This is a genomic window from Mucilaginibacter sp. P4_C11, assembly GCF_056402115.1.
Window position 1 is genome coordinate 190,352 of the sequence record NZ_JBFUIA010000002.1, and the last position, 23,026, is coordinate 213,377.

26 protein-coding genes are annotated in these 23,026 nt (G+C 44.0%); 11 read left to right on the top strand and 15 right to left on the bottom strand.

Annotated elements, in window-relative coordinates; genetic code table 11:
- The first annotated feature begins 70 nt into the window (after window positions 1–70).
- From hpt to AC1DU2_RS02745, 4 genes are all read left to right on the top strand, one after another.
- Entirely contained in the window at window positions 71–607 is a 537-nt protein-coding gene (gene hpt / locus AC1DU2_RS02730) for a hypoxanthine phosphoribosyltransferase (protein WP_477382650.1), read from the top strand.
- A gap of 67 nt (window positions 608–674) precedes the next feature.
- Window positions 675–1,193 carry a hypothetical protein gene (locus AC1DU2_RS02735; RefSeq protein WP_477382652.1) on the top strand — a complete coding sequence of 173 codons (519 nt, stop codon included), beginning with the start codon at window positions 675–677 and terminating at the stop codon, window positions 1,191–1,193.
- A gap of 41 nt (window positions 1,194–1,234) precedes the next feature.
- Window positions 1,235–1,447 carry a DUF2281 domain-containing protein gene (locus AC1DU2_RS02740; protein ID WP_477382653.1) on the top strand — a complete coding sequence of 71 codons (213 nt, stop codon included), beginning with the start codon at window positions 1,235–1,237 and terminating at the stop codon, window positions 1,445–1,447.
- Window positions 1,447–1,857 carry a type II toxin-antitoxin system VapC family toxin gene (locus AC1DU2_RS02745; RefSeq protein ID WP_477382654.1) on the top strand — a complete coding sequence of 137 codons (411 nt, stop codon included), beginning with the start codon at window positions 1,447–1,449 and terminating at the stop codon, window positions 1,855–1,857. Before AC1DU2_RS02740 ends, AC1DU2_RS02745 begins: the two co-directional genes overlap by 1 nt.
- Before the next feature lie 3 nt (window positions 1,858–1,860).
- Here AC1DU2_RS02745 and mfd read toward each other — a convergent pair whose 3' ends face one another.
- Window positions 1,861–5,214 (bottom strand): transcription-repair coupling factor, encoded by a 3,354-nt coding sequence (gene mfd / locus AC1DU2_RS02750; protein ID WP_477382655.1) that lies wholly within the window; start codon window positions 5,212–5,214, stop codon window positions 1,861–1,863.
- A gap of 160 nt (window positions 5,215–5,374) precedes the next feature.
- On the opposite strand from mfd, the gene AC1DU2_RS02755 reads away from it, so the two are divergent.
- Window positions 5,375–5,782, top strand: a complete 408-nt coding sequence (locus AC1DU2_RS02755) for a DUF4199 domain-containing protein (protein ID WP_477382656.1) — start codon at window positions 5,375–5,377, stop codon at window positions 5,780–5,782.
- Window positions 5,783–5,797: 15 nt separating this feature from the next.
- On the opposite strand, the gene AC1DU2_RS02760 is transcribed toward AC1DU2_RS02755, so the two are convergent.
- Window positions 5,798–5,941, bottom strand: a complete 144-nt coding sequence (locus AC1DU2_RS02760; protein WP_477366262.1) for a hypothetical protein — start codon at window positions 5,939–5,941, stop codon at window positions 5,798–5,800.
- On the opposite strand from AC1DU2_RS02760, the gene AC1DU2_RS02765 reads away from it, so the two are divergent.
- Together AC1DU2_RS02765 and AC1DU2_RS02770 are read left to right on the top strand one after the other, a co-directional pair.
- Window positions 5,895–6,086 carry a DUF2752 domain-containing protein gene (locus AC1DU2_RS02765; protein WP_477382755.1) on the top strand — a complete coding sequence of 64 codons (192 nt, stop codon included), beginning with the start codon at window positions 5,895–5,897 and terminating at the stop codon, window positions 6,084–6,086. The two genes, AC1DU2_RS02760 and AC1DU2_RS02765, sit on opposite strands and share 47 nt — an antisense overlap.
- Window positions 6,087–6,215: 129 nt before the next feature.
- Entirely contained in the window at window positions 6,216–6,578 is a 363-nt protein-coding gene (locus AC1DU2_RS02770; RefSeq protein ID WP_225976501.1) for a TM2 domain-containing protein, read from the top strand.
- Between the two features lie 200 nt (window positions 6,579–6,778).
- Here AC1DU2_RS02770 and AC1DU2_RS02775 read toward each other — a convergent pair whose 3' ends face one another.
- Window positions 6,779–8,152, bottom strand: coding sequence for a DNA recombination protein RmuC (locus AC1DU2_RS02775; protein WP_477382657.1), 1,374 nt, complete (start codon window positions 8,150–8,152; stop codon window positions 6,779–6,781).
- Window positions 8,153–8,519: 367 nt separating this feature from the next.
- On the opposite strand from AC1DU2_RS02775, the gene AC1DU2_RS02780 reads away from it, so the two are divergent.
- Together AC1DU2_RS02780 and AC1DU2_RS02785 are read left to right on the top strand one after the other, a co-directional pair.
- Window positions 8,520–9,272 (top strand): UDP-2,3-diacylglucosamine diphosphatase, encoded by a 753-nt coding sequence (locus AC1DU2_RS02780; RefSeq protein WP_477366231.1) that lies wholly within the window; start codon window positions 8,520–8,522, stop codon window positions 9,270–9,272.
- Between the two features lie 68 nt (window positions 9,273–9,340).
- The gene (locus tag AC1DU2_RS02785; RefSeq protein WP_477382659.1) at window positions 9,341–9,727 is read left to right on the top strand and encodes a hypothetical protein; all 387 of its coding nucleotides are present in this window, start codon (window positions 9,341–9,343) and stop codon (window positions 9,725–9,727) included.
- A gap of 252 nt (window positions 9,728–9,979) precedes the next feature.
- Here AC1DU2_RS02785 and AC1DU2_RS02790 read toward each other — a convergent pair whose 3' ends face one another.
- From AC1DU2_RS02790 to AC1DU2_RS02805, 4 genes are all read right to left on the bottom strand, one after another.
- Window positions 9,980–10,177, bottom strand: a complete 198-nt coding sequence (locus tag AC1DU2_RS02790) for a hypothetical protein (RefSeq protein WP_477366238.1) — start codon at window positions 10,175–10,177, stop codon at window positions 9,980–9,982.
- Between the two features lie 348 nt (window positions 10,178–10,525).
- Complete coding sequence (locus AC1DU2_RS02795; protein ID WP_477366241.1) at window positions 10,526–11,008, bottom strand: gliding motility lipoprotein GldH; 483 nt, start codon at window positions 11,006–11,008, stop codon at window positions 10,526–10,528.
- Between the two features lies 1 nt (window position 11,009).
- Entirely contained in the window at window positions 11,010–12,560 is a 1,551-nt protein-coding gene (locus AC1DU2_RS02800; protein ID WP_477366244.1) for a PSP1 domain-containing protein, read from the bottom strand.
- 2 nt (window positions 12,561–12,562) lie between these two features.
- Complete coding sequence (locus AC1DU2_RS02805) at window positions 12,563–13,708, bottom strand: DNA polymerase III subunit (RefSeq protein ID WP_477382660.1); 1,146 nt, start codon at window positions 13,706–13,708, stop codon at window positions 12,563–12,565.
- A gap of 121 nt (window positions 13,709–13,829) precedes the next feature.
- Between AC1DU2_RS02805 and ruvX the strand changes: the two genes are divergently transcribed.
- A complete protein-coding gene (gene ruvX / locus AC1DU2_RS02810; protein ID WP_477364348.1) occupies window positions 13,830–14,243 on the top strand; it encodes a Holliday junction resolvase RuvX in 414 nt (137 codons plus the stop codon).
- Between the two features lie 71 nt (window positions 14,244–14,314).
- On the opposite strand, the gene AC1DU2_RS02815 is transcribed toward ruvX, so the two are convergent.
- From AC1DU2_RS02815 to AC1DU2_RS02835, 5 genes are all read right to left on the bottom strand, one after another.
- Window positions 14,315–15,202 (bottom strand): PfkB family carbohydrate kinase, encoded by an 888-nt coding sequence (locus AC1DU2_RS02815; protein WP_477364345.1) that lies wholly within the window; start codon window positions 15,200–15,202, stop codon window positions 14,315–14,317.
- A 286-nt stretch (window positions 15,203–15,488) separates the two neighbouring features.
- On the bottom strand, window positions 15,489–16,577 hold the full coding sequence (locus AC1DU2_RS02820; protein WP_477382661.1) for a sensor histidine kinase: 1,089 nt from the start codon (window positions 16,575–16,577) through the stop codon (window positions 15,489–15,491).
- 405 nt (window positions 16,578–16,982) lie between these two features.
- Complete coding sequence (locus AC1DU2_RS02825; RefSeq protein ID WP_477364339.1) at window positions 16,983–17,486, bottom strand: anti-sigma factor; 504 nt, start codon at window positions 17,484–17,486, stop codon at window positions 16,983–16,985.
- Window positions 17,483–18,064, bottom strand: a complete 582-nt coding sequence (locus tag AC1DU2_RS02830) for an RNA polymerase sigma factor (protein WP_477382663.1) — start codon at window positions 18,062–18,064, stop codon at window positions 17,483–17,485. The genes AC1DU2_RS02825 and AC1DU2_RS02830 overlap by 4 nt, the downstream gene beginning before the upstream one ends.
- A gap of 195 nt (window positions 18,065–18,259) precedes the next feature.
- Complete coding sequence (locus AC1DU2_RS02835) at window positions 18,260–18,988, bottom strand: zinc metallopeptidase (RefSeq protein WP_477382665.1); 729 nt, start codon at window positions 18,986–18,988, stop codon at window positions 18,260–18,262.
- Window positions 18,989–19,235: 247 nt separating this feature from the next.
- Here AC1DU2_RS02835 and AC1DU2_RS02840 point away from each other — a divergent pair, with 247 nt between their 5' ends.
- Window positions 19,236–20,369, top strand: a complete 1,134-nt coding sequence (locus tag AC1DU2_RS02840) for an NAD(P)/FAD-dependent oxidoreductase (RefSeq protein WP_477382667.1) — start codon at window positions 19,236–19,238, stop codon at window positions 20,367–20,369.
- Between the two features lie 84 nt (window positions 20,370–20,453).
- Here AC1DU2_RS02840 and ypfJ read toward each other — a convergent pair whose 3' ends face one another.
- The 3 genes from ypfJ to AC1DU2_RS02855 form a co-directional block, all read right to left on the bottom strand.
- A complete protein-coding gene (gene ypfJ / locus AC1DU2_RS02845) occupies window positions 20,454–21,320 on the bottom strand; it encodes a KPN_02809 family neutral zinc metallopeptidase (RefSeq protein ID WP_477364327.1) in 867 nt (288 codons plus the stop codon).
- Between the two features lie 62 nt (window positions 21,321–21,382).
- On the bottom strand, window positions 21,383–22,075 hold the full coding sequence (locus AC1DU2_RS02850) for an SIMPL domain-containing protein (RefSeq protein ID WP_477364323.1): 693 nt from the start codon (window positions 22,073–22,075) through the stop codon (window positions 21,383–21,385).
- Between the two features lie 210 nt (window positions 22,076–22,285).
- On the bottom strand, window positions 22,286–22,966 hold the full coding sequence (locus tag AC1DU2_RS02855; RefSeq protein WP_477382669.1) for an SIMPL domain-containing protein: 681 nt from the start codon (window positions 22,964–22,966) through the stop codon (window positions 22,286–22,288).
- Window positions 22,967–23,026 lie beyond the last annotated feature (60 nt).

A 23,026-nucleotide genomic window follows, 5' to 3' on the forward strand; every position in this document is an offset into this window, starting at 1 on the left:
TACCATACCGTGCGAAAGCACCCATAGTGATGTAGTTATAGCCGGTAGTACCCCTTGTAAAAACGCACCAATGAAAATTAAAATTGCAGACCTTGAGTTTGAGCCCCTTATTAACGCCGAAACGATTGAAGAACGTGTAAAAGCAATTGGCCTACAGTTAAATGAAGATTTTAAACAGAGTGTTCCGGTATTTGTGGGAGTACTTAACGGAAGCTTCTTATTTATAGCCGACCTGATAAAACAAATCTCTATCCCCTGCGAAATCTCGTTTACCAAACTGGCCTCCTATTACGGCGGCACTGCGAGTAAACTAAAAATCCGCGACGATATTGATTTAATTGTGGATATAAAAGGCCGCGATGTGCTGATCATTGAAGATATTGTTGACACCGGCAATACGCTGCATTACCTGATAGATAAATTAAAACAACGTGGCCCGGCTTCTATTAAAGTATGTTCGCTGTTACTAAAACCGGCCGCCCTTCAAAAGAAAATTGACGAACTAAAATATGTTGGTTTTGAAATTGAGAATGAGTTTGTAGTTGGCTACGGTTTGGATTATAAAGAAATGGGCCGCAACCTTGATGCCATTTATAAGAAGGTATAACTTCCTTTGGGAGTTGAGAGATCGATTTCGAATTGATTTATATTGCAAGATATAACAAACAATGCCCATGAAAAGAGCATTAACAATTGCCGGTGGAATTATTATCCTCGCGGCAATTTTTGTTTCGGTAAAAGGGTATAATATTGTTATTCCCGTTGCTAAAAGCGGTGATATCCTTCCCGTTCTTAAGCTGAAGAGCGGCGATACCGTAAATGTTTTTTCTCAATTCGATTTTACAAAGGATGATTGGGTTGCTTATATCGTTATACCGCCTTCAGACTTTGCCGATCTTAACTCCCAAATTCCTCATCGCACTTGCCTGAAAACAACCGACAGGAATCTTTTACAAAAAATGAAGCGCGAGTGGCGGTTTAAAATGACACAAGGCGATGTTGCAACGGTTGAAAGCGTTTTTTACCTATTAAAGAACGGAAAGACAGTGTTTCGATCGGGTATAGTTTTAGATACCTATAGCCAGGTGTTACAAAATTCGGTATATGGCGAAATGGTGCCCGTTGATAAGAATGCAATGATAAATACCTGCCGGGAATTTAGAAATGTGTATTGGCCGGTGGTTGTTTTTTAAAGATATAAACACATTGCTTCATTTTGTATATTTGTATGGCTATGCTCGCTACAATTAAAGGATATTACGAAAAAGGTCGCATCATCATGAGCGAGGATGCCCCGGTACAATCTAAAACCGAGGTAATAATTACGTTTTTAACAGAATCAGAAGAAAAGACACCGCTTAAAAGGACTCCGGGCGGATTAAAGGGAAAGGTTTCTTTGCCGGATGATTTTAACGAGCCCCTGGATGATCTTAAAGATTATATGTAATGGCCAATAAAAGGTATCTGTTAGATACGCATTGCTTACTTTGGTTTCAGGAAGACAACCCCAAAATCCCAACCAGTGCATTAGAAATATTGGAGCAAACGGATAATATTGTCTTATTTAGCCAGGTAAGCCTATTCGAGTTGGCCATTAAATTAAAGATCGGAAAGCTTCCCGCCTTTCACGCCACTGTAGAAGATATCTATAGCCAAGCCCTTACTGATAGCTTCACCTACCTGAACATTCAAAAAGAACATATTTATAAATATCAACAAATCCCGCTTTTTGAAAATCACCGCGACCCGTTTGATCGATTGCTAATTGCTACGGCAATGGAAGAAAACGCTATAATTCTTTCGGTCGATGAGAAATTCAAACTTTATAAGGATTATGTAGAGGTGATCTGGGATTAATACTTACGCCCCAACCAAACCCGCCATCTCATTTAAAAACACCAGCGCCTGGTCAATACTATGCACGCCTTCAACACTCAGCCTGAGCGTGTTTTTCACTTCCTTTAGGTTAGTGCGCCTTGGGTTGGCCTGCACAAAAGCAAGCACATTATGGAATGCCTCGGTTTCAAAGTACGATGATTGCTGGTTAGTTATAAAATAACCACGTAGTACATTCTTTTTCAACGATATTTTTTCAAAACCAATTGCCTTGCCCATCCATTGCAGGCGCATGGTGTTTAACAAGTCATGGACCTGTGGTGGTATTGGCCCAAAACGGTCATGCAGTTGTTGTTGGAAGGCCGATAACTCAATCTCCCGCTCCAGTTTGGATAATTCGGTGTATAAGTTATAACGTTCGGATAAATTGGTCACATATTCATCGGGGATCAATATCTCCTGGTCGGTATCTATCTGGGTGAAGGAAATATATGGACGTGGCTTATCATCCGGGAATACGCCTTTAAATTCATCGTCTTTCAGCTCCTGGATGGCTTCGTCCAAAATTTTATGGTACATCTCGAAGCCTATTTCGGCAATAAAGCCGCTTTGCTCGGCTCCAAGCAAGTTGCCACTGCCGCGGATGTCCAAATCGCGCATGGCTACGTTAAAGCCACTGCCCAGGTCGCTAAACTCCTCAATTGCGCTAAGGCGCTTGCGGGCCTCGTTGGTGAGTGTTGACAACGGCGGGCTTAGCAGGTAGCAATATGCTTTTTTGTTGCTCCTGCCCACGCGACCGCGCATCTGGTGCAAATCGCTCAGGCCAAACATGTGGGCGTAGTTGATGATGATGGTATTGGCGTTCGGGATATCAAGGCCGGCTTCAATAATAGTGGTAGCCACCAGCACATCGTACTCGTGGTTTACAAATTTTAGCATTACATCTTCAAGCGCATCGCCTTCCAACTGGCCGTGGGCAATGCCAATGCGGGCTTTAGGTACCAGTTTGTGAATCATGCCGCCTAATTGTGGCAAATCGGCTACGCGATTGTGGATAAAGAATACCTGGCCGTCGCGCTCAATTTCAAACTCAACAGCTTCTTTAATCAGTTTATCGTTAAATACATGCAGTTCGGTAACTACCGGTTGCCTGTTGGGTGGCGGCGTTGATATGATGGACAGGTCCCTTGCCCCCATTAGCGAAAAATGCAGGGTACGGGGTATCGGCGTTGCAGTTAATGTAAGTGTATCTACATTGGCACGCATTTGCTTCAGCTTCTCTTTGGTGCTTACACCAAACTTTTGCTCCTCGTCAATAATCATCAGCCCCAGGTCTTTAAACTTTACATCCTTGCTTACCAGGCGGTGGGTACCTATAATGATATCTACCTTACCGTCCTTCAGTTTCTCTAAAGTATCCTTTATCTGTTTGCTGGTTTTAAAGCGGTTAATGTAATCTATATTGGCGGGGAAGCCCTTCAGTCTATCGGTAAATGTTTTGTAGTGCTGGGCCGCTAAAATGGTGGTTGGTACCAATATGGCCACCTGTTTGCTATCGGCAACGGCCTTAAAGGCAGCGCGAACGGCTACTTCGGTTTTGCCAAAGCCCACATCGCCACAGATAAGCCTGTCCATAGGGTGCGGCGATTCCATATCTTTTTTAAAGTCGGCAGTGGCCTTTTCCTGGTCGGGCGTGTCCTCGTACAAAAAGGACGCTTCCAGTTCGGTTTGCAGGTAGCTATCGGGCGAAAAAGCATTGCCATGCTGGGCTTTGCGCAGGGCATAAAGCTTAATCAGGTCGCGGGCTATGTCTTTAACTTTTTTTTTTGTTGTTTTCTTGAGGCGTTCCCAGGTATCGGTTCCCAGCTTGTTCATGCGCGGAACGGTGCCCTCCTTGCCGCTATATTTAGATATGCGGTTAAGCGAGTTAATGTTTACATACAGCAAGTCGTTATCCGCATAAATCAGGCGGATCATTTCCTGCTGTTTGCCGTTTACCTCTACTTTTTCCAGGCCTGCATATTTGCCTATACCATGGTCAATATGGGTAACATAATCACCTGGTTTCAGGTCGCGCAGTTCTTTTAGGGTAATGGCTTGCGAGCGCTGATAACCTTTTTTAAGCTTGTATTTATAATAACGATCAAAAATCTGGTGATCGGTGTAGCAGGCCAGCTTTTGTTCGTGGTCAACAAAACCTTCGCGGATGGAGATACTTACCGGGGTAAATTTTACCGTTTTATCCAAATCATCCAATATGGCATACAAACGCTCCACCTGGCGCGATGAATCTGTGAGGATAAAGTTTTCTATCTTTTCCGCCTCGTTATTTTTGAAGTTGTGGATCAGTAGCGTAAAATCCTTATTGAAAGATGGCTGCGGGCGCATGTCAAAGTTGATTGATGCGCCTGGCTGATAAAAAAACTGTTTGCCAAACTCCACCACGGGGAAATCAAACAGCTGGTCGGCAATAAGCTTCTCGTCGGTGAAGCCAAATTTAGGGTCAATCCAGTCGGGGTTTTGGTTTTTTTCGTCTGCAGATAATGCTTTCCACAAGTTGGTGGCTTTTTTAAAGCCACTTTGAATAATGTCCAATGTAAACTGTACGTCCTTAATCCAAACCTGGGTACCAGGCTCTACATATTCTAACAGCGAGATATTGCTCTCGGTTAAAAATTTAGATTGTACATTGGGCACAATGGTAATGGTTTTTACCTGCTCAACAGATAATTGGCTCTCGATCTCGAACGTGCGGATAGATTCAATAAAATCGCCAAAAAACTCCACCCGGTAAGGCAGGTTGTGCGAGAATGAAAAGATATCTACAATGCCGCCACGAACAGAAAATTGCCCCGGCTCGTACACAAATTCAACACGCTCAAAATCGTATTCAATTAAAAATTCGTTGATAAACTCTATGCTGAGTTTATTGCTTACTGCAATTTCGAGCGTGTTTTTTTCGAGGGACGCCCGGTCAATCACCTTTTCGGCCAGGGCCTCGGGGTAGGTAACTATCAACTGGCCAAATTCCGAAGCATGGTTAAGTTCGTTGAGTACTTCGGCCCGTGCCAGCACATTGCTGCTATCGGGCTGGGTAAATTCAAAGGGCTTGCGGTAGGATGAGGGGAAAAGCAATACTTCTTTGCCTGTAAGGTTTTCCAGGTCGGCCTGGAAATAGCCGGCTTCCTCGCGCTCGGGCAATACAAACACCATGTGCTTGTGCTGCAAAAAATATAATGCTACCGCCATGGCCGCATCACTCGATCCGACTAAACCACGCAGCTGTACCCTTGGATTTTTTGAAGCATTAAGCGCAAGGGCCAATGCTTTAATCCGGTCATCAGCTTTATACCTATCTAATATATCACGGATGTTCAAACTGCTGCAAATGTACGCAAAAAAGCCTTTTTAAATAAACAGCTATAAATACTATAAAACAATGCAAACAATATGGTGGCTTATTTACTTTTTAATGATAAATTAGGGTATTATTTCCCCCGGAGCTGAACCTGATTTTAAAAACCAAAATGTTATTATTATGAAGAATGCAATTATTTGGGGCGTTATTATTGGTGTATTAAGTGGAATCTGGATGTTTGTGATGCACAGTTCGGGCATTGTACCCACCAGCGACAAAGTAGCCACGCTTGAATACTTTTCGTTTATTATACCAGCCATAGGGTTGCTTATTGGCATTTACAGTTATAGGCAAAACGAATGCAAGGGGCAGATGGGTTTTTTAGAGGCGCTGATACAAAGCTTTAAAATTTTAATTGCCGGCGGAATTGTAACCGTTTTTGCAAGCATATTATATTTTAGTTATATATCATCTGCAAATACGTTGCGCGATTTTTCGGGCCGCATTTTCGGTGCTTTGTTAGTTGGCGTTTTATTGGCGTTTGCAGTATCTTTACTGTTTACCAATAAATCAAACAAGGTTGATTAAACGGCTATTTCGCAACTATTTTGAACTCATTTTCTGGATTACCGCCATGCTGTGCCTGGCGTTTACTTCGCCGCAGGCCACATCACATTTTACATTGTGCCCTTTAAAACTCATGGGCATAAACTGGTGCCCCGGCTGCGGTTTGGGGCACTCCATCATCTACCTGTTTCACGGGCAAATTCCCAATTCATTTCATGCCCATTGGTTAGGTATACCGGCGGTGCTGGTGATATTTCACAGAATATACATACTAATTCGCCTAAATCTCTTCCGCTCAAGCTATCAAGGCTTTATCCAACGATAAACTTTTCACCGCTAAAACCCACGGTTTCACCGACTTGTTAGCCCTGCTAACCTATATCCCGTAGGTGTTTGTTATGTGCCGATGTACCTTTATATCATCAAAACAAACACAAAATTAACCATTACTAAAATGAGCACTTACCCAAATTCATATATGATGTTCGACGGAATGACTCCCGAAGAATTTTCTTTTGTACAACAGGCCACCGCCGCTTTAACCGAAAATCAACAACGTTATTTTATGGGTGTTTACGCCAGCAAACGCCGCAACCCCCAGGATATTTTGCTGGCCACACTTGCGGGTTTCCTGGGTGTATCAGGTATTCAGCGCTTCCTGACCGACCAGATTGGAATGGGCATTGTATACTTTTTTACCGCAGGCTTTTGCTTTATCGGTACCATCGTCGACCTGATTAATTATAAGGGCATTGCCAACGAGTACAATCAAAAAATGGCTTTCGAAAGCTTCAATATCGCTAAAATGACCAACTAAGTTTCCCGGTTACGGGCAAAGTTTCAATATATATACATCAAAAAATCCACCTTCTGTTACGGGGTGGATTTTTACCTTAAAGCGGAAAGCTCAAAGCAGAAAGCCCAAAATCTTAACTAAACAGGCTAATACTTTTATAAGTTTTCAGCTTCACGCCTTTCGCTTTCAGTTTTTTGCTTTCTGCTTTAAGCCTTCGGCCTTCAGCTCTCTTCTCCCAAATACTTATTGTCAATTTGTTTATCGGCTTTTGCGCCTAGTTTTTTGATTTTTTCTGCTGTGGTGGTCAGGTTTCCGCGGCCGTCTGATAGTTTATTTACGGCGCTGTTATAAGCATTTTGGGTATAGGTAATGTTTTTGCCAATATTATCCATATCGCCTAAAAAGCCAACAAATTTATCATACATATCGCCGCTAAGGCGAGCTATCTCCAATACGTTACGGTTTTGGCGCTCCTGTTTCCACATACTGGCAATGGTGCGCAGGGTAGCCAGCAGGGTAGATGGGCTTACTATCACCACTTTTTTATCCCAGGCGTAGTTAAACAGCTCGCCATCCAGCTGTACGGCTATGCTGAACGACGATTCTATAGGCACAAAAAGCAACACAAAATCGGGCGAGTTTATTTTATACAGATCGTGATATTTTTTGGCAGATAAACCGCCAATGTGGTTTTTAATCGATTCTACATGCGCTTTGGCAAATAACTTACGGTCTTCTTCGGTTTCGGCGCTTATCAGCCTTTCGTAAGCTATCAGCGAAACCTTTGAGTCAATAACCAGGTGCTTTTCATCCGGCAGGTCGATAATTACATCGGGCTGATAGCGGGTGCCGTCGTTGGCCTGCATGGCAGCCTGTATGCGGTATTCCTGGTCCTTAACCAGGCCCGACCGCTCCAACACCCGTTCAAGAATCACCTCGCCCCAGTTGCCTTGTTTTTTGTTGTCGCCCTTAAGTGCCCGGGTCAAATTCTGTGCCTCGTCGCTTATCTGTTTGTTCAGGTCCATCAGCTGGGTTATCACGCCTTTCAGGGTATTGCGCTCGGCGGCTTCCATGTTGTAAACTTTCTCTACCTTATCTTCAAAAGCTTTCAGGTTTTCTTTAAGCGGATTTAAAATCTGGTCAAGATTGTTGCGGTTTACATCAATAAACTCTTTTGATTTTTCTTTCAGCAGTTTTTCGGCCACGTTTTCAAACTCCTGCTGAAACTGCTTGCGAATTTGTTCTATCTCCACCTTTTGCTCCTGCATTTTTTCCTGCTGCGAGGTATAGTACGCGCGCGCATTCTCCAACGATTTATTGGCAGCGGCCAACTGGGTACGTTCATACAATAGCTCATCCAGCAACCGGTTTTTCTCGTCCTTTAAAAACTGGGTAATGTTTTCTTTTTCGCCAGCCAGGCCGCTGGCTTTTTCTTCGGCCCTGGCCAAAGCAATCTTAAGCTGATCGCTCTCTGAGCGCAGCCGGTTTAAATCGTCTGCCGATATCAAATCAACGGCTTTTGGCTTTTTAATAAACAGCAAAACGGCTATCAGCAGTATAACAACCGAGGTAATAATCAGTATCTCTGAATTCATTTTGATAAAAATATTAGCAAATTTAGGTTAATATTTTTAGTAATCATAAAGGTGTTAGCTTAATCGCACGGCGGCGACGACTTACCCCGACGACCCCGATAAATATCGGGGCGTCACCCCTCTCTCCGACTGCGTCGCATTGAGGGGGCTCGAAAACGAAAAGGAAAAATATATTTTAACTCTCTTTGCGGCGCAACCGGAGAGAGGGTCGGCCAGCATGGCGTAGCCGGGGTGAGTAGTGACCGGCGTTCAAACCGATGGTTTCGGCATGAGCCATCGGTTTCAGCATTCCGACATCGGAACTCCACATTCCCTCGCCAAATTCCCCATTTTTTCCTTTCATCCAATAACTGTATTTTTGCCATCTATGCCACCCCGTAACAAACTTTATTTTGCTTCTGATTTTCATTTGGGCGCCGGCGCATTCACCAATAGCCGAGATCGTGAGGCGAGGATAATACGCTGGCTGGATACCATAAAAGCCGATGCTGCCGAACTTTTTTTAATGGGTGATGTGTTTGACTTTTGGTTTGAATACAAAACCGTTATCCCTAAAGGATACATCCGTTTTTTGGGCAAACTGGCCGAACTTACGGATGCCGGCGTAAAGCTTTACCTGTTTAAAGGCAACCACGATATGTGGATGTTTGATTACTTTGAAAAAGAACTTGGTGCCACCATCATCAGCAACGAATTAAAAATAGAGCGCGGCGGCAAAAAATTCTTCCTGCATCATGGCGATGGGCTTGGGCCTGGTGATAATTTTTACAAGCTGCTGAAAAACTTTTTTCGCAGCGGATTTTGCCAATGGCTGTTTGCGCGTTTACATCCCAATTTTGGTGTTGGCATAGCCAATTACTGGTCGACCAACAGCCGCATAGCCAGTTCAAAAAAGGAAGGCCCCGAAGCTCACGTGCAGGAATGGCTGGTTACTTTTTGCAGGGAAGAGTTGCAATCAAATTTTTATAATTACCTCATCTTCGGCCATCGCCACCTGCCTTTAGATATACAACTGACGCCCGAAAGCCGTTATATTAACCTGGGCGAATGGGTTAATTTTAATACCTACGCGGTATTTGACGGGGAGGAACTAAGGCTGGAGTATTTTGAGAAACCCTGATGTGATGGGTGTTAATGAGTAGTATATATTCAACAAGGTTCATCTAATTTTAAACCCGCAAATAACTGATGAAGCAATTAAAACTGATAGTGATTTCCATCCTTTGCATTTTGACTGCTTCCTGCTCAAAAAAGAATGATGCTGTTACGCCGGCACTGCATACTGTTAAAATTACCATAAGCGGCAGCGCCGACTTTAATTTAACGGTAACAACCTCTGCCACCGCTGGTGCCCCAGAAAAATTAGTGGCAAATTCGTTGGCTGTGGCCAAAGGAACGACATACACTTATTCCGAGCAATTGCAATCAACAGGCTTCCTTTCATTTAGCCTGCTGTCTGATGTTTCCAACACCATCTCTTATACCATTTACAACGATGATAAAGTAGTGCTGCAGGATACAAACGGCCAGGCCTATACGCATACGGTATTTGGCGTGGGTTATATAGTTCCATAGTCAATTGTAAGTAAGGAAAGGGCGAACAGGGGTGCCAGTAACATCAAAATAATGAATGTGGATCCAGGGAATTGCTTTAAGTCAAGTAATTGACAGGATGCTCCAGAGGAGCAAAAGCTTTGTAGCATAAATGAAATAACGTTTTTGCGTGCCAGAGGTACGCCGCCTAACGTTCCGTACCTCTGGCACTGAGCTCCATTTTGATTTTTTTCACTACAAAGCCTTTCCCCGCCGGGGGAGAAAATCCTTAAATTATTTCTTTTTGCGCCGCAATACTAATATCACCAAGAACGCTATCAAAGGTGTAGTAAAAATGGCAAGCAAAACCGAACCCCAATAACCCAGGGCAGTATTTCGACCATAGTTGCCTATTGCTATAAGCAAAAAGAAACCAAAAACTAAAACTATTAAAAGTTCAGGCACACCAATATTTAAAAATGCTAACGTCATGTGATAAGGGTTTTGATACAAATAAAAGCAAAGATCTCGTTAAATAACGTGTGTTCGGGATAAGATTAAGAAAATCTCGAGCGATATTTAATTATTCAATTAATTGAATATCAATAACTAAGCATATTTTGTTAATCAGTTGATGTTAGCGGCTTATATCGAACTCACGTTAACTTAATGACATTGCTCTACAAGTTAGCTTAAAAGTGTATTATTTTGTAAAAGTTAACCGTTTGTAGATGAAAAAGGCTAAACGCGACTTTCCTGATGTTGGATATTGAACACCAATATCTTCATTGTTCGATATTTACCAATTGTGTCATTAATTAACGGAAGCCTGGCTGGCAATTACTTCGCCTTCTCTACCCGTATCCCCACATCACTCACTTCGTGCAGGGGATTGTCGCGCATGTTTTGTTCAATCTCAAAATGGTAAATGCCCTTAACCGGGAATTTAAAACCGCTTTGAAAAGGGACCTGGTAGCTATATAAATTACCCGATCCTTTGCCCAGCCACTCGCCATCTTTACTGGCCAGTTTCAATTCGTAACGGGTGGTTTTAATGTAGCCGTTGGGGCTTTTTTGATGGATAAGTATAAACAGGTTGGAGTATTTGTAGGCATCGGTTACCCGCAGGTTAAAGTACAGGTTGTAGGCCGCTTTTTCGTCATCTATCTTACAATCAAACTTAGCCCGGTTTACGTACGACCAGTTATGATCGGCAATTTGTGTGTTGGTATCTACAATTGCGCCAGGATCGGTACAGCTACCCAACAGCATGGTGATTAGTACACATACAGCCGGGTAAAGTATTTTGATAAACCGTTTCATTTTATTGGGGCGTATTATCCTGTGGCGGGTTATTGTTATTCCGGTTTTGATTATTGGGGCGGTTTGGCCTGTGGCGCCTGTTGTTGCCGCCACCTTCGGGCCTGCTGCCGCCTTCCTGCGGCGGGCGGTTACCTTGTTGCTGTGGCTTTGGGCCCTGTTGCGGACCGTGTTGCTGTTGTGGCCTTGGCCCTTGTTGCGGGCCATGCTGCTGCTGGGGTTTTTGCCCCTGTTGCTGTGGTGTACGGTTGCCCTGGTTTTGAGGCGGCTTGTTGCCTTGCTGCTGCGGCCTGTTACTCTTTGGCGGCCGGTTACCTTCAGGGGCACCGGCGGGGCGCTCGGCTACCGGGGCTGCACCTTGCGGGCGGGGCTGGTTTGCAGGCCTGCCTTCGGCACCGCCAGGTTTTTGCTGCTGGTTACGGTTTTTATTATTGTTGTTTTTCTTTTGATTTTTGGCGCGGTTACGGTCGTCTAAACGGGTAAGGCTGTCTTGGCCAACTACGTTTTCGTAGTCAAGCGCTTTTATTACCTCGGTTTCCTCCATCTCCAGCTCGCCCAGGTCGGCAGGTATAATACCTTCACGGTTTTGCTGCTGAATTTCTTTAACCTTGGCTATGGGCATCGGTATCCACGCTTCTTCGCGCGGGTAGCTAAACCACATGATCTTTTTAAATATGTCGGTTTTTTGCAAACGGGCATCGCCTTTCTCGGTTTTAAGCACGTTTACATTATCGGGGATGTGCTTTAGCGCATCCATGTAGGTATCCAGCTCGTAATTTAAACAGCACTTAAGCTTACCACACTGGCCTGCCAGCTTCAGGGTATTTAACGACAGGTTTTGGTAACGGGCTGCCGAGGTAGATACTGTTTTAAAATCGGTTAACCAGGTTGAGCAGCAAAGCTCGCGACCGCAGGAACCAATACCGCCTAAACGGCTTGCTTCCTGGCGCATACCTATCTGGCGCATCTCGATACGGATGCGAAAGGTTTCGGCCATTTTTTTGATCAGCTCCCTGAAATCCACACGGCCTTCGGCGGTGTAATAAAAAGTTGCTTTGGTTTTATCGCCCTGGTAATCCACGTCGCTCAGCTTCATGTTCAGGTTTAAATCAAGGGCCAGCTTGCGCGATTTGTGCATGGTTTCCCATTCCAGGTCCTTGGCCATTTTCCATTTATCCACATCGGCAACGGTAGCACGGCGATAGATTTTTTTAACCACATCGGCCTCTTTTACATGGCGCTTGGTCATTTGCATGCGCACCAGTTCGCCGGTGATAGATACGTGGCCAATATCATAGCCGCCGGTGGTAGCTTCCACGGCAACCAGATCGCCTGCTTCCAGGTAAATATTATCGTTATTCAGGTAAAATTCCTTGCGCGAGCCTTTAAATTTTACTTCGATAACATGAAAAGGTTTATAATTTGTTGGCATATCCATGTGGGATAGCCAATCGTAAACATCTAATTTGCTGCAACCGTTGGTAAGGCATGAGCCATTACTTTTGCAGCCCGCAGGTGAGCATCCGCCCCCTGTTGAGCAACTTCCACATCCCATAATTAACTTGGTATATATTGACTCCCCGAGGGGATGGTTTTTAAATTTAATATTTTTATAATCTGTAAAGATACATCTAAAAATAAAATTTTAGGATTTGCATTTCTCTCTACGTGGTAATGCGCTTTTTCAAGCTCGGTACTTATATATTGAGCCTTGTTAATATCAAGGACGTTGGTCATTTTTTGGGCGGTTTCCAGCTCTTTTGCAGGCAGGTGCACCAGGTTGCCGGCACCGGCCATCAGCAGGCAGCACTCGCGGATAAAGCTGATGCCGTAGCGTAAAAAATTCTTTTGGTTTTCGCGCCCCATTTTGGCAAAGCTATCAACAAAAGTTAAAACCTCCATCCCCCTATTGCTGAAACACAGGCGCAGCCATTGCACAAAAAGTTCGTGGTAGCTTTTGGTATCCTGTTGCAGCATGGTAAGCGCCTCGGTTAAGTTACCATTGGTAAGGTAGGCAATTTCGCCCGCGGCATCTTCGGTTTGGTGGTGCTCGGCTATAAGGTATTCCTTTACTTCTGCCGAATGCAGGCAGGGTATTTTAATGAGCTGCGTACGGCTCAGGATGGTATTCAGTATCTGGTCCTGGTTTTGGGCCACCAATATAAACAACGTATTGGGCTGCGGTTCTTCGATGATTTTAAGCAAGGCATTGCCCTCTTTATCCAGATATTCGGGTAACCAAAGAATCAGGATCTTGTAGGCAGATTCAAATGGTTTAAAGCTGAGCTTTTTAATAATCTGGTGGCACTCGGCTATATTAATATTAGCCTGTTTGTTTTCGGCGTCCAGGTAGCCGCGCCAGGCATCCAGGTTTAAATATGGGTTAGCACCAAAAGCCTCGCGCCACTGCTCAATAAACGTAAGAGCGGTATCGTCCTTATGTTTGGCGAAGAAAGGGTACGAAAAATGGAGGTCGGGGTGCATCAGTTTGTTGTACTTGCGGCATGATGAGCATACGCCACAGGAGTCATCGGGCTGCTTATCTTCGCAGCTCAGGTACTGGGCATAGGCCACGGCAAGCGCCAGGCTGCCCGAGCCTTCGGGGCCTAAAAACAATTGCGCATGACTTACCCGGTTCTCTGCCACCGAGTTAAGCAACCTTTGCTTTGTTGCCGCTTGTCCAACTATTTCCTTAAACTGCATTTGGTGCAAAATAGTGATTTTAGTTTTAAGTAGTGAGTTTTGAGTTAACGTTTTAATTTAATGTGATAAACCCAACGATACTTTTACTTTTGTAACTCATAACTTAATACTCATAACTAATATGGCTCGGGTAATGGCTTTCGATTACGGTACCAAGCGCATTGGTATAGCGGTTACTGATCCTTTGCAGATTATAGCTACGGGGCTGGATACCGTGCACCCGATGTATATTGTTGATTACCTGAAAACTTATTTAAAAACCGAGCAGGTGGAGCGGTTTATTGTGGGCGAGCCCAAGCAGATGGATAATACCCCATCGCAATCGGCCATACATGTTAAAGGTTTTGTGGGGCTGCTTAAAAAAACTTTCCCCGACATCCCTATCGAAATGCTGGATGAGCGTTTTACCTCCAAAATGGCATCGGCCACCATTGCCCAAAGCGGCATGAATAAAAAAGGCCGGCAAAATAAAGAGCTGGTAGATACTATATCGGCCGTAATATTGTTACAAAGCTGGATGGCTAAAGCTTATTAGAAACAGTATCAAGTATTTAGTATCAAGACCGCTGCACCGTTTTTGGCAAACATAGCGCTGCAGACACATTGTTAGTAGGCGTAAGTTTTTTCGCCACGGGTAATCAGGTTTAAAACATCATCCTCGGTGCCTGTAAACGGACCGGATGATTCAATTTTAAAACTTGCCATTGCTGCGGCAAACTCACCAGCCTGCTGAAAAGATGCGCCTTTTATGCGCTGGTAAAGGTAGCCGGCCATATAAGTATCGCCGCAACCAGTAGCATCTACAACGGCAGATGGTTTGTAGGCAGGGATATTGTAAAAAACGCCACCGGTATAAATTACAGATCCCATACTGCCCAGGGTAAGTACAACTTCTTTAACACCCCAGTCGGCCAAAATGCGGGCGCCCTCGTGAATGTCTTTACTGCCGGTAAGTACTTCGGTTTCGTGTTCGTTGGCTTTCAGGATATCGATGTATTGCAAGGCTTCGCGTTTATCGGCCCAATCTATGGCCACAACGTTTTTATCTTCAACCTTGCGCAGGTAGCCCTGTACATCCAACGATACTTTGCCACGGCTGTTTAGTTCCTTAATCAGCTCGACAGGCATATCATCGGCAAGCAGCGGACCTAAGTGAAAAATTTGAGCGTCAATTTCCTGTAATTGCTCAACAGTAAAAGGGTTGGCTTTTTGCAACACACGCTGGGTGCGGTGGTCCTGGTTTTCGGAGTAAATATTTTCAAAATAAACAGAAAGGCCACAGGCGCAGGCATTTACGTGAATGCCCTTGGCGCGCAGTTTTTCAACAACAACCATTTCGCTTTCGGCAAGTGTTGTTACCAGCGTGTAGCTAACATCCATATTGCGGATAGCATTTGAAAAGTAAAAAGAGGTGCCACCGGCCATGTGGGCAGTTACACGTGGTGTTACCACCTTATCTAACGTTATATGCCCAACGCAACAAATATCGTACATGCTGTTATTTTATTATAGTCAATACCCCAGTCAGGATCGAGCCGCAAAGGTATGTAATATCAATGTTTAATTAATGTAAGGTTTTTATTACCCATGATATAATGCCTGTAATTGCTGATTGTTTTTATTTTTTGAATGGTTTTGACAGCAATAACTACATTATGTAATGAATAGTCTTTAGTCGAAGGGCTTAAGTTCTAAGTCAAAACAAAATAAATTCAACTTTCGACTCAAGGCTTAGTACTATTGACTTAATACCGCGTCAGCGTTTCCCTGCCCGGCTAAATCAATCTTTAAACGATATGATAAAGGTAGCCCCCTGGTTAGGTTTGCTTTCGATGGCAATCTGTCCGCCCAGGCTGGTAATATGGTTATAAACCAAATATAGTCCGATGCCTTTACTATCGTGATGATGATGGAACGTTTGGTGAAATCCGAATATTTTATCCTTCACGCGGTCCATGTCAAAGCCTAAACCGTTATCGGCAAACAATATCTGCTTTAATCCTTTATGAACCCTAAAGCTGATATCGATAACCGGGGCAATTTCGGGTCGGGCGTATTTTATGGAATTGGTGATCAGGTTTAAAAATACACTTTCGAGGTACGATTTGTTGAAATTAATAATACAATCGCCGGCAAAGTTAAGGTTGATGGTAACACCGGATTCATGTATCAGGGAGCCAACTGAATGCAGAACCGTATTTAAGGTGTCGTTAACGTTGATGTCTTCCCGGTGGATATTCAGGCTGTCTTTCTGACTCAAAACGTCTACATAGTTATTAAGCGTTTCTTTCAGGCTCTCTGAAGCCGAGCGAAGCATACCAATAAACTCAATGGTTTCGGGGTCCTGTATTTTTGAAATATCAATAAAATTAAAAACCGACAGCAGGTTACTTACCGGCGAACGCAGGTCATGCGATGTGGTATAGGTAAGCTGTTTCAGGTCGTCGTTTATTTGCGTGAGGTTGGTTATCAGGTTGTTACGTTCAGCCTCCTGCTTTTTTTTGTGGGTAATGTTTTTGGCAATTGCAAAAACAAGCTGTTCACTATCAACAGGCATCGATGTCCAGGCCAGCCAAACCACTTCTCCGCTTTTGGTTATATAGCGGTTTTCGAAATTTAAAAGCGGCACATCGTGCCTGATGTTGTCGCGTTTTCTTTCGGTTATAAGTTGGTCGTCCGGGTGTACAAAAGAGTTTATGGGGCTCGAAAAAAGCTCTTCGTTGGTGTATCCCAAAGTTTTTGAAACCGCCGCGTTAATTCTTTTAAAGTAGCCATCGTAGCCGGCAATGCAGAAAAGATCAGCCGATAACTCGAAAAAACGTTCGAAATTAAAATTGGCCCCGGTATTTGTTTCAAAACGATTTATCATGTAGTATACAATTGGCATAGCTATCAAAGGGAGGTAGCTATTATTGTGTTCGGGTTATACGGTAAGGCTGATGAAATAGTTTGCTTGCGAAAATTAAGAATTTGCTTTGGTTTTCAGGCTGATATTTTTCACGATGACGAAATCCCCGTAAAAAATAAAAGCCGCCCAGACCTTGCGTCGGGCGACTTTCAACCTAAACCTTATCACAATTAAACCGGTAAGGATTACCAGTTCATACATACCTATACAATTACTATACCAAAAATTAAAACTTCGTAAATTTTTTTAGCAAGTTGGTATTATGTGCCTATACGAGTTAAAAATGGAGGTAAAAAAATAAATATCAATTAAAAAAAAGGCGGTGTTAGTTAATTGTAAGCTTTTGCGTACTACATGGTAAACACTTTAGGCCTGTTTTGTCGGTTTTTTTCTACGCAAATAACTGTCTGATAAAAATAAGGCCAATACAACATCAAACATGATAAACCATTTGAATACCGGGCTGGTAAAAATATTGGCGACATTGGGCAGTTTTACTGTAGCCGGCAGTTTAACATTTACATCAAAGGCCGAAAGTTGCGAATGGGTGTTGGCAAAAGTGAACACCAGCAATGCCAGTATGGTAAAAACAAAGAAAACAGCAATGCCTATAATAATACGTTTATCAATGGCCGCTTTAAGTGGCTGGCGTGCATTTTCGGTACGGATGGTTTCCATCACGTTGTAGGTAAATGCCATTGATGGTTCGTCAAGCTCCATGGCTGTAAATTCCAGGTTTAGCTGCAGCAGTTCCTGGTATTTTTTGCTGTAAGCCTCATCCTGCTCAATAAGCAGGGCAATAGTATCCTGCTCGGCCGGCGTGCAGTTGCCGTCAATGTAGTTCCAGAGTTCTTCTTCTATGGTATTCATATCAGTTCTTTAACCTCGTGTTTTAAATTACGCTCCAGCTTATCTTTCAAACGCTGGCGCGCCCGGAATAGTTTTACCTTAACCGTATTGGCTTCCATCCCCAAAGTTTGGGCAATTTCTTCCAGTGATTGCTCGCCTTTATAAAACAAGGTTATAATGGTAGCATCATCGGGCAGTAACTGCGCAATAGCCTGGTTAAGATAAAACGACCGCGATTTATTTTCAACGTTATAGGCATCATAAGCCGACTCGTTGTTTTCAACCTGTATAAAGGTAGCTTCGTCATCTATCGAATCGGTTGCTATTCTTTTCTTTCGTAAAAATGTCATGGCTGTATTATACACAATAGTGTACAACCATGTACTAAATTTCGATTGCCCGCCGTATGTTGCCAGCGCGCGGTACGCCTTTATAAAACAGTCCTGTGCAATCTCTTCGGCATCCTCGCGGTTTTTTGAAAAACGCAAAGCAAGTGTAAACACAAACCGCTGGTGCCGCTTCACCAGGTCGGCATACGCCGATTGGTTGCCCGCCAGTGTTTGTTCAATAAGATCGATATCTGAAAGCTTGCTTTGCATGTGTTACAATCTCTCTGACAACAGGGCTTTTACTTAGGTTACACCGAAATGTAAATAAAGCCCCCTAACCCCCTGAAGGGGGAACATGAATGTATAAAGATAGCCAATGTTTATATAAAAGAAAACCCGGCTTTTGCCGGGTTTAAATATGCAATTCAAAAAACTCCCCCCTTCAGGGGGCTGGGGGGCTTCGCCTCAATTTCGCCTGTTAAACAAAAACGATGCGTAATAAAGCAGGGTTGCCAGCGAGCTAAGCGCGGCTACCACGTAGGTCATGGCGGCCCACCAAAGGGCGTCTTTGGCTTGTTCGTGCTCTTCGGTGGTTTGCATAATGCTATAGTTGTTATTGAGCCAAACCAATGCGCGATGGCTGGCATCAAACTCAACCGGTAAGGTTATAAAACTAAAAAAGGTAACCAATGCCAGCGCGGCCACACCTACGGCCAATACAAATGGATTGTGCGAAAAAATGAGCAGCATTACACCAATAAGCAATGTCCACTGTGTTAGTGTTGATGCTATATTAATAACGGGCACCATGGCCGACCGGAAACTAAGCCATGCATAAGCCTGGGCGTGTTGTACCGCGTGGCCGCACTCGTGGGCGGCAACTGCCGCCGCGGCAATGCTGCGGCTATAAAAAACATCCTGGCTCAGGTTAACGGTTTTGGTTTCGGGGTTATAGTGATCCGTAAGCTGGCCTTCAACGCATATTACCTGTACATCAAATATGCCGTGAGCGCGTAGCATTTTAACCGCAACCTCCTGGCCCGACAGGCCGGATAGCAGCCCAACTTCTGAGTAGTGCTTAAATTTACTCTTAAAACGCCATTGTACTATAAAGCTAACAATGGCAACCAGGATCATCAGGAACCAGGCAGAGTTATATCCAATATAGGCTGTTATAAATGATAAGTGATTCATTTGTTAAGTCAAAATTAAAAAGTCAAAATTCAAAAATGATTGGCATGTAATAACACGCTCAATCTGTGTACGTATGCTCACAAGTATTTCTAACTACATATTCAAAAACCATTCCGCTCAAACATGCATGTCAAAAGTAATGCCCTCAGAGATAGGTTTTGATTTTTGACTTTTCAATTTTTCACAATGTGTTTATTTTTTTTTATGGTGTTCAAGAGTGCTTCGCAATTTTTACTTTTGACTTACTATGTTTTCCTATTGGGAGCGAACTTCTTTTATTGATAACGCCGATGTAATTATCATTGGCAGCGGCCTGGTGGGCTTAAGTGCCGCCCTGCATTTAAAAAATCAGCAGCCATTGCTTAAAGTACTGGTGCTTGAGCGGGGCTTTTTACCAAGCGGTGCCAGTACTAAAAACGCTGGTTTTGCCTGTTTTGGCACAGTTAGCGAGCAAATTGAAGTAATAAACCGATCATCAGAAGCAGAGGCCATGCATTTGGTTGATTATAAATGGCGCGGCCTGCAGCGCCTGCGGCAAAACCTTGGCGATAAGAATATTGATTACCATCAACACGGCGGCCATGAGTTGTTTATGATTGATGAAGCCCAGGCTGCAGACATAGCTTTGGATCAGGTTGATCATCTGAATAAATTATTGCATCCCATTATCGGTACCACTGACATTTATGCAGTTGCGAATGAAAAAATTGCAGATTTTGGCTTTAATAATGTAGCCGGCATAATTTATAACCGCTTTGAAGGCCAAATTGACACCGGTAAAATGATGCGGACTTTATTGTATAAAGTGTATGAATTGGGGGTGTTGGTTTTAAATAATGTGCAGGTATCGGCAATTGAGCACGAGGCCGCTTGCGTTAGGTTGCAAACTACACAGGGTGCCTTTAAGGCAGGTAAGGTAATACTGGCAACAAATGCATTTGCCAGCCAGTTGTATCCGGAATTGGATGTAGTACCCGGCAGGGGCCAGGTATTGGTAACAAAACCTATAGATGGTTTAAAACTAAAGGGTACCTATCATTTTAATGAGGGGTACTATTATTTCAGGAACATTGATAACCGTGTGCTGTTTGGCGGCGGCCGCAACCTGAATTATAAGGCCGAAGAAACCTGGGAGTTTGGGCATACAGATGAGGTTAAGGAAAAACTCTTATCCTATTTGGCCGAAGTTATCCTCCCCGATCAAAAAACAGAGATTGATTACTGGTGGAGCGGCATCATGGGTTTCGGCGAACAACTAAGCCCGATAGTGAAAGCGATACAGCCCCATGTGTTCTGCGCGGTACGCTGTAACGGCATGGGCATAGCAATGGGGAGCCTGGTGGGCGAGGAAGTGGCAGAACTGGTATTACGCGATATTTAACAATAGTAAATGCCAATCCAATTAGATTGTAAGCGACACACTAATGACCAATGACGCGCAGCAAATGACCGCGCAGCGAAGTGACTAATTAGCCAGAAAAGCGTACCTGTCATCGGCAAACGTGTTGCCTTGTTTTACATCGCCGGTTTCATAACCTTTTTTAAACCAGTAAACGCGCTGGGCGCTGGTGCCGTGGGTAAAGCTGTCGGGTTCCACATGTCCCTGGCTTTGTTTTTGCAAACGGTCGTCGCCAATGGCGTTGGCGGCGTTCAGGGCGTCTTCTATATCTTTTTCGTTAATTACTTTGTTGATGCTTTGCTCATAATGGGCCCAAACACCCGCATAAAAATCGGCCTGCAGCTCCAGCTTTACCGATAGTTTGTTGTATTCGCGTTGGCTCATCCGGCTGCGGGCCTGGTCCATTTTTGCACTTACACCCAGCAGGTTTTGCACATGGTGCCCAACTTCGTGCGCTATCACGTAGGCATTGGCAAAGTCGCCGCCGGCGCCAAAACGTGTTTTAAGTTCGTCGTAAAAACTCAAATCGATATATACTTTGGCATCGCCGGGGCAGTAAAACGGCCCGGTAGCCGAGCTGGCGTTACCGCAGGCCGATTGCACATAATCGGTAAATAAAACCAACTTAGGATCCTGGTACTGCCGGCCCATATCGCTAAATAGTTTGCCCCAAATGTCTTCGGTATCCTTAAGTACTACACGCACAAATTTTTTGCCGTTGTCTTCCGGTGCATTGGGGTTTTGTTGTTCGGTTTGCTGTTGCTGGTCGCTGCTACCCTGGTTAAGCAGCTGCGATGGGTTTATTCCCGTAAACATATAAATTACGGCCCCAATAAGGCCCAGTATTCCGCCGCCAATTGCTATACCGCGACCACCGCCGCTGCCACGCTGATCTTCTACATTATCGCTTTCGCCCCTGCCAAACCATTGCATAATTTTGTGCTTTTTTAGGGGTAACAGGAAAAGCGGTTAGAATGTTTGAGAAGGCTGGTAGATTACTTTATCTCGAACACAGCTCTTACCTGGAAGCTTAACTTTATCTTTTTATAGTTGATGTCTGATTCGGCGGGTGCAGCGTTGGTTCGCATAGTGCTGTTAGCGTATATTGATGAGGGGCTGCTAAAATAGCTGGGGATTGGTTCTGTTTCGTCGATAGTAACCGGTCGGCCTAATTTCTCGCCTAAAGCATCAAGCATATATGTTGCCTTATCCCGCGCGGCGATAAGGGCGTTGATCTTGAGTTCGCGTTTTAATTCAACCCTTTTCGAATACTCATAGCTTTGTACCTCGGTTGATGAAACACCTTTGGGATTTAATGCGGCAAGGATCTGGTTGTATTTATCCAGGTTATGCACCCGGATGCGATATTGCTTGCCGGCCATAAAATCGGGAGCCTTTTTCTTTTGGTAATAATAGTTCCATCCTGCAACATCATCAATGGTGAAATCTTCTTTGGGGATGCCGGCGTTTTTTACCGCATTTTCAAGTTCGGCCTCGAGCGTAGAAATTGACACATGTTTTTTACCATCCATATATTCCTGCAACGAAATAGACACATTAAGAATATCGGGCGTCACTTCGGCTTCGGCCATGCCGGTAACTACAATTGTGCGACGCGCATCGGCTGCCTGGGCAAATACCTGGCAGGTAAACGGCAGCAGGAGGGCAAGGATAAATAGCTTTTTCATTTGTGTAAAGTTTAATGGTTGTTAATTAATGATACTAAGATAACGTACTATAGGGCAGATTTGTAACCGGGGGGACGAAATATAAGCGGCAACAATATATGATGTTGCCATTACATGGGGAGAAAAATGAAAAAGGCCATCCTAAAAACTTAGGATGGCCTTTTATTTATTTTATCAATCAAAAAGCTCCCCCTTCAGGGGGCATGGGGGCTACTTTATCTCAAATACCGCGTTTATCTGCAGGCTGATCTTGATCTTTTTAAAGTCGATGTCGGATTGAGGTGCATCGGCAACTTTATACATCATGGTGTTGTATTGGCGCGGCTGCGGGAAGCTGCTGTTATCGCTTTCGGTAATATTAAGCACATCGCCCAGTTTGTTGCCAAGTCCGCTTAATAAAAATGAAGCCTTATCGCGTGCCGAAAGCAGGGCTTTAAGTTTCAGTTCGTTTTTCAGCTCGTTTATTTTTGAATAGTCGTAGCTGTCGATATTGGTTGACTGTATGCCTTTGGGATCTATTTTAGATACAATCTGGTTAAATTTGTTCAGGTCTTTTATCCGTAGCCCATATTGTTTGCCGGCTAAAAAATCGGGCTGTTTCTTTTTTTGGAAGGTATTGTTCCAGGCCGATACGTTGTTTACGGTAAAATCAGCGGCAGGTATGCCCGCATCTTTAACAGCTTTTTCAAGCTGGTCTTCCAGGTCCGAGATCTGGATGTGTTTTTTACCATCCATATATTCCTGTAGCGATATGGTAACGTTGATGATATCGGGGGTAACTTCCTGCTCGGCGGTGCCGGTAACTTCTATTTTGCGGCGCAAGTCAACAGCCTGCGCAAAGGCTCCGTAAGTAAATGTTAGCAGGGTGGCAATGATGAATAGCTTCTTCATGATGTAATGTGTATGGTTATTTTTTTGTTTGTATGACTGTAATGACGGGCAGATAGTTTA

Coding starts and splice junctions, on each gene's coding strand:
- hpt (WP_477382650.1), top strand. CDS start 71: ATGAAAATTAAAATTGCAGACCTTGAGTTTGAGCCCCTTATTAACGCC.
- AC1DU2_RS02735 (WP_477382652.1), top strand. CDS start 675: ATGAAAAGAGCATTAACAATTGCCGGTGGAATTATTATCCTCGCGGCA.
- AC1DU2_RS02740 (WP_477382653.1), top strand. CDS start 1,235: ATGCTCGCTACAATTAAAGGATATTACGAAAAAGGTCGCATCATCATG.
- AC1DU2_RS02745 (WP_477382654.1), top strand. CDS start 1,447: ATGGCCAATAAAAGGTATCTGTTAGATACGCATTGCTTACTTTGGTTT.
- AC1DU2_RS02755 (WP_477382656.1), top strand. CDS start 5,375: ATGAAGAATGCAATTATTTGGGGCGTTATTATTGGTGTATTAAGTGGA.
- AC1DU2_RS02765 (WP_477382755.1), top strand. CDS start 5,895: ATGGGCATAAACTGGTGCCCCGGCTGCGGTTTGGGGCACTCCATCATC.
- AC1DU2_RS02760 (WP_477366262.1), bottom strand. CDS start 5,941: ATGATGGAGTGCCCCAAACCGCAGCCGGGGCACCAGTTTATGCCCATG.
- AC1DU2_RS02770 (WP_225976501.1), top strand. CDS start 6,216: ATGAGCACTTACCCAAATTCATATATGATGTTCGACGGAATGACTCCC.
- AC1DU2_RS02775 (WP_477382657.1), bottom strand. CDS start 8,152: ATGAATTCAGAGATACTGATTATTACCTCGGTTGTTATACTGCTGATA.
- AC1DU2_RS02780 (WP_477366231.1), top strand. CDS start 8,520: ATGCCACCCCGTAACAAACTTTATTTTGCTTCTGATTTTCATTTGGGC.
- AC1DU2_RS02785 (WP_477382659.1), top strand. CDS start 9,341: ATGAAGCAATTAAAACTGATAGTGATTTCCATCCTTTGCATTTTGACT.
- AC1DU2_RS02790 (WP_477366238.1), bottom strand. CDS start 10,177: ATGACGTTAGCATTTTTAAATATTGGTGTGCCTGAACTTTTAATAGTT.
- AC1DU2_RS02795 (WP_477366241.1), bottom strand. CDS start 11,008: ATGAAACGGTTTATCAAAATACTTTACCCGGCTGTATGTGTACTAATC.
- AC1DU2_RS02800 (WP_477366244.1), bottom strand. CDS start 12,560: ATGGGATGTGGAAGTTGCTCAACAGGGGGCGGATGCTCACCTGCGGGC.
- AC1DU2_RS02805 (WP_477382660.1), bottom strand. CDS start 13,708: ATGCAGTTTAAGGAAATAGTTGGACAAGCGGCAACAAAGCAAAGGTTG.
- ruvX (WP_477364348.1), top strand. CDS start 13,830: ATGGCTCGGGTAATGGCTTTCGATTACGGTACCAAGCGCATTGGTATA.
- AC1DU2_RS02815 (WP_477364345.1), bottom strand. CDS start 15,202: ATGTACGATATTTGTTGCGTTGGGCATATAACGTTAGATAAGGTGGTA.
- AC1DU2_RS02820 (WP_477382661.1), bottom strand. CDS start 16,577: ATGATAAATCGTTTTGAAACAAATACCGGGGCCAATTTTAATTTCGAA.
- AC1DU2_RS02825 (WP_477364339.1), bottom strand. CDS start 17,486: ATGAATACCATAGAAGAAGAACTCTGGAACTACATTGACGGCAACTGC.
- AC1DU2_RS02830 (WP_477382663.1), bottom strand. CDS start 18,064: ATGCAAAGCAAGCTTTCAGATATCGATCTTATTGAACAAACACTGGCG.
- AC1DU2_RS02835 (WP_477382665.1), bottom strand. CDS start 18,988: ATGAATCACTTATCATTTATAACAGCCTATATTGGATATAACTCTGCC.
- AC1DU2_RS02840 (WP_477382667.1), top strand. CDS start 19,236: ATGTTTTCCTATTGGGAGCGAACTTCTTTTATTGATAACGCCGATGTA.
- ypfJ (WP_477364327.1), bottom strand. CDS start 21,320: ATGCAATGGTTTGGCAGGGGCGAAAGCGATAATGTAGAAGATCAGCGT.
- AC1DU2_RS02850 (WP_477364323.1), bottom strand. CDS start 22,075: ATGAAAAAGCTATTTATCCTTGCCCTCCTGCTGCCGTTTACCTGCCAG.
- AC1DU2_RS02855 (WP_477382669.1), bottom strand. CDS start 22,966: ATGAAGAAGCTATTCATCATTGCCACCCTGCTAACATTTACTTACGGA.